Source organism: Streptomyces colwelliae (assembly GCF_048158785.1).
Classification (GTDB): Bacteria; Actinomycetota; Actinomycetes; order Streptomycetales; family Streptomycetaceae; genus Streptomyces.
In genome coordinates, this window is the sequence record NZ_JBLTJC010000560.1 from 1 (window position 1) to 5,031 (window position 5,031).

The 5,031-nt window shown below is 69.5% G+C and carries 2 protein-coding genes and 1 pseudogene; 1 reads left to right on the forward strand and 2 read right to left on the reverse strand.

Annotated elements, in window-relative coordinates:
* A pseudogene (locus ACNFOC_RS50780) lies at positions 1-392 on the reverse strand (hypothetical protein); the annotation flags it as partial.
* Positions 393-840: 448 nt separating this feature from the next.
* On the opposite strand from ACNFOC_RS50780, the gene ACNFOC_RS50785 reads away from it, so the two are divergent.
* Positions 841-3,228 (forward strand): DUF8508 domain-containing protein, encoded by a 2,388-nt coding sequence (locus ACNFOC_RS50785; protein ID WP_416965765.1) that lies wholly within the window; start codon positions 841-843, stop codon positions 3,226-3,228.
* A 160-nt stretch (positions 3,229-3,388) separates the two neighbouring features.
* Here ACNFOC_RS50785 and ACNFOC_RS50790 read toward each other — a convergent pair whose 3' ends face one another.
* A complete protein-coding gene (locus ACNFOC_RS50790) occupies positions 3,389-4,714 on the reverse strand; it encodes an acyltransferase family protein (protein WP_416965764.1) in 1,326 nt (441 codons plus the stop codon).
* Positions 4,715-5,031: the final 317 nt, after the last annotated feature.

The window sequence follows — 5,031 nt, forward strand, 5'->3', positions numbered from 1 at the left end:
GTCGCGGTGCTCACCGGCGACTTCCTCTTCGCGCGCGCGTCGCACACCCTGGCCGACCTCGGCCGCCGCACGTACGACACCTCGTCCGCCCCCGGATCCACCACCCGCAACGAACTCACCCGGTCGCCCTCCCGGAACTCGACGGACGCGAGGTCGTCGGAGACGAGTCGCGGCACCGCCCCGACATCCAGTCGCCGGCACCCGCTGATCACGCGGCGGTCGCGGCCGAGCACCTCGTCGCGGTCCGTGCCGCCGAGCGGTGGCCGCAGGGTGACGCGGATCGTCTCGGGGGTCTCGGGGAGGGTGTGTGTGACGACGTACCAGCAGGCGCGTTCGGCGTCGGCCGGGCTCAGGGCGATCAGGTCGCCCGGGATGACCTCGGCGGCGGTCACCGGGTGGGGAGCGAAGGGGACTTGTGACGAATCGGATGAATTGGACATATCTCGCACACGCTTCCTGGGGACTGAACGGACTTATGCCCTACGGCAAACCATCCCGAGTGAACTGGATCAAATCGGAAAAAGCCACGGTTGAACGGTGAACCTGTTACACCCCGGGAGCTCTCAAGGTCCGCCGAAATAGGGCGAGTTGTCCAGTTGATCACCGGGGTTATGTGTGGAACGTCACTTTCGCGGCCGTCGCAGCCGCCCCCGTACTCACTTGTTCCCTGGATTTAACGTGAGGCCCTCTGGCAACTCCCTTTCTACGCGCGTAACTTGAGCCGACTCCCCACAGGCACCCGGTATCGGCAGCTACACGAAGTACGAGGAGACCGCCAGCGTGTCCAGACCTGAAGGGCGCAGACCCCGCGCCCGCCGCACCGCCCAAGCGATCGTCTCGGTGGGCGCGGCGGGAGCATTCGCCTTCACCGCCCTGCCCGCCGCGTCCGCAACTCCCTCCGCCTCGGCGGTCATCGCGGAGGTGTACGGCGGCGGGGGCAACTCGGGAGCGACCCTGACCCGGGACTTCGTCGAACTCGGCAACGCCGGTTCGACGGCCTACGACCTGTCGGGCTACAGCGTCCAGTACCTGCCCGGTACGCCGTCCTCCGGCTCGACTTGGCAGGTCACCGCCCTCACCGGCGCGATCGCCCCCGGCGCCCGCTACCTGGTCGGCGAGGGCACCGGCAGCGGCGGCACGACCGCGCTGCCGACCACCGACGCCACCGGCTCGATCGCCATGAGCGCGACCTCCGGCACGATCGCCCTGGTCTCCGGCGCCACCGCGCTGACCTGCAAGACCGCCGCGGACTGCGCGGCCGACCCGAGCATCGTCGACCTCACGGGCTACGGCACCGCGGTCGTCCGCGAGGGCAGCGGCCCGGCCGCCGGCGCCTCCAACACGGCCGCGGTCGCCCGCGCCGACTCGCTCGCCGACACCGACGACAACGCGGCGGACTTCACCAGCGCCACCCCGTCACCGGTCAACTCGGCGGGCCAGACGCCCGGTTCGGGCGACGGCGGCGGCGACGGTGGTGACGGCGGCTCGCCGACCGACCCCGGTACCGTCCGCGTCCACGACATCCAGGGCACGACCCGCCTCTCGCCGTACGCCGGCCAGACGGTCACCCGCGTCCCGGGCATCGTCACCGGCGTCCGCGCCAGCGGTTCCCTCGGCTACTGGATCCAGGACCCGACGCCGGACGCCGACCCGCGCACCAGCGAGGCCGTGTTCGTCTACACCGGTTCCGCCAAGCCCACGGTGGCGGTGGGCGATTCGGTCCTGGTCACCGGCAAGGTCAGCGAGTACTACCCGAGCAGCACCAGCCAGTCGAACACCGAGATCACCGGCCCGACCACCACGGTCCTCTCCAGCGGCAACGCCCTGCCGGACGCCGTGACCCTGGACGCGACCTCGGTCCCCGACGCCTACATCCCGACCGCGTCCGGCGGCAGCATCGAGTCCCTCGCGCTCCAACCGACCGTCTACGCCCAGGACTTCTACGAGTCCCTGGAGGGCATGCGGGTCACGTTCGCCGACGCGCGTGTGGTCGGCGCTTCGGATGCCTACGGCGAGCTGTGGGTCACGGTCAAGCCGGACGAGAACGCCACCGCCCGCGGCGGCACCCTGTACTCCTCCTACGACCAGCCCAACACGGGCCGTATCGAGGTCATGTCGCTCGACACCACCTCAACGTTCCCGGCGGCCAACGTCGGTGACGAACTGTCAGGTGTCACGACCGGTCCCCTCGACTACTCCACCTACGGCGGCTACAACGTCCAGGCCACCCAGCTCGGCACGCTCGTCGACAACGGCCTGAAGCAGGAGGTGACCCGTCGTCAGAAGGGGGACGAGCTCGCGGTTGCCACGTACAACGTGGAGAACCTGGACGCGCTCGACACCCAGGAGAAGTTCGACCGGCTCGCCGAGGGCGTCGCGGTCAACCTCAACTCGCCCGACATCGTGGCCCTGGAGGAGATCCAGGACGACAACGGCGCGACGAACGACGGCACGGTGACGGCCGAGGGCACCCTGAAGCGCTTCACGGACGCGGTCCGCGCGGCCGGCGGCCCGGCGTACAAGTGGCGTTACATCTCGCCGACCAACAACCAGGACGGCGGCGAGCCCGGCGGCAACATCCGCCAGGTCTTCCTCTTCAACCCCAAGCGGGTCTCCTTCACCGACCACCCGGGCGGCGACGCGACCACGGCCACGAGCGTGGTGAAGACCCGCAAGGGCGTCGAACTCACCTACTCCCCGGGCCGGATCGACCCGGCCAACGCGGCCTGGGAAGACAGCCGCAAGCCTCTCGTGGGCGAGTTCACCTTCCAGGGCGAGCAGGTCTTCGTGATCGCCAACCACTTCATCTCCAAGGGCGGCGACCAGCCGATCCACGGCCGCTACCAGCCCCCGGCCCGCAGCTCGGAGACCCAGCGCGCGGCCCAGGCGGCGGAGGTCAACACCTTCGTCAAGTCCCTGCTGGCGGCGGACAAGAACGCCAAGGCGGTCGTCCTCGGCGACCTGAACGACTACGAGTTCTCCCAGACGGTGACCACCCTGACGGCCGACAAGGTCCTCAAGCCCCTGATCACCACCCTCCCCGCCGCCGAGCGCTACACCTACGTCTACGACGGCAACTCCCAGACCCTGGACCACATCCTGACCAGCCCCGCGGTGACGTCCTTCAACTACGACGTCGTCCACATCAACGCGGAGTTCGCGGACCAGGCGAGCGACCACGACCCACAGATCGTCCGGATCGATCTCGCGAAGTGCCGTAGGCACTAAGGCAGTTGGACGGTGACGGGGCGGAACGGCGCAAGCCGTCCCGCCCCATCACCAAGACCGACAGCCACTCCAAACCCCGCGCAGGGCAACCCCCTAAGGGGCGCGGGGAACTGCGCGACCAGCCACAACGCAGCCGCACTCGCAAGACAACCCAAGCCACTCAGACGCTAAGGCGCACGCCCCGGTCCACCGAACTCCGCCCCATCACCATGACCAGCCCGACCCCCACCACCAGCCCCACCGCGGGCAGCACCGGGAATCGCCCGCCATACGCGAACCCATGCCCGGAGAACCAGATCAGCGCACTCACACTCGCCGCCAGCCCAGCCCACAACGCCCAAGGCCGACGCGGAAGTTCAAGCGCCAGATCACCCGGCCGCGTCCGCTCGTACACCACCGCGAGCCCCCGCTCCAACGGCCCCAGCGCCGCTACGACCCCCACCAGCACCACCCCGAGCACGACCAGCCAGGGCACCCGCATCGCCCACCAACTCCCGGACCCGTAGGCCGGTTCGGGAGCGAGCCCGGTGAGATAGAAGGCGGCGGCGACGATCAGCACCGGCAACATGTGCCACAGGTAGAGCGTCATGCTCGCCCCGCCCAACGGCCTTACCAGCCGCCAGAGTTGCTCGCGTTCCAACAGCCGTCGCAGCACGGGCGCGAGCAACAGCGCCAGCCCGACTTGCCCAACCGCCCACGCCAGCATGGCCGCCGACGGCGGATTGGTGTTGCTGGGGCTCTGCCCGGTCACCAGGATCAGACTCACCGGGAACGGCCCGAACGCGACCAGCACGGCGAAGGCGACGGCACCGCCCGCAGCCATGCAGACGGAGAGGGCGGACCGTTCGATGAGGAGCATGTCCCGCCAGCAGAAGCCCAGTTGGTAGGCGACGCCCCACACGAGCACGTAGTTGAGCAGTCCTGCGAAGGGCGCGTGCACGGTGACGACCAGTGTGTCGGCGACCAGGGCGACCACCCCCATCACCACCGGCACCAGCAGCCCCCACCTCCGATGTGCCGTGTGCAGCACCGGCGTTGCCGCGCTGAGCAGCAGATACACCGGCAGGAACCAGAACTGCATGGCCATCGCCCACCCGACGAGCGCGAGGATGCCGGGGTCCACCCCGACCGCCGAGCAGATCGCGACGGCGAGCAGCATCAGCCCGCTGTACACCCCGGCCGGCAGCAGCAGCCGTAGCGCCCGCTGTCCCACCCAACCGGTCGCCGTACGACCCTCGTCGCGGGCCCGCGCCCAGGAACCACCGGCCGCGTGCCCGCCGGCCAGGAAGAACAGCGGCATGATCTGGAACCCCAGGGTCAGCCACTGGGTCCAGTGCACGGTGGCGAGCAACTCCGGTGCGCTGATTGCCCCGTTGGGCTCCCGCACCAACCCCGTGATCAGCCAGTGCCCGAACACCACCAGCACGATCGCCCATGCCCGCAGAAAGTCGACGTAGCGATCCCGGCCCCCGCTCAAGGTCCCCATAAGTCGTCATGGTGCCTTCGGTGGGCGGCAGTTGTGGGGGAGCGGCGCCGTCCCGCAACCAATCCGTGCCCGTCACGACACCCGCCGCCGCACCCCACGTCTCTTGACCCGCCCTTGCCTTGACTCGCCCCTGTCACGGCGAAGCGCGGCGGCATACGAAGGGCACGCCGAAGTCGGCGTGGAAGAAGGCGCGGACATGCGAGAAGTTCCTCAACTGGAGGCAGGGAAAGGGGACGCCTGTGGGCGGACGAGTCGGTCGAGCGCGTGAAGCTCCGACGGCCCGCATCAGCGACTACCGCGGCCTGTACGCCTCGAAC

Excerpts from the sequence above, each read along its gene's own strand:
- ACNFOC_RS50790 (WP_416965764.1), bottom strand. The coding sequence starts at position 4,714 with ATGGGGACCTTGAGCGGGGGCCGGGATCGCTACGTCGACTTTCTGCGG.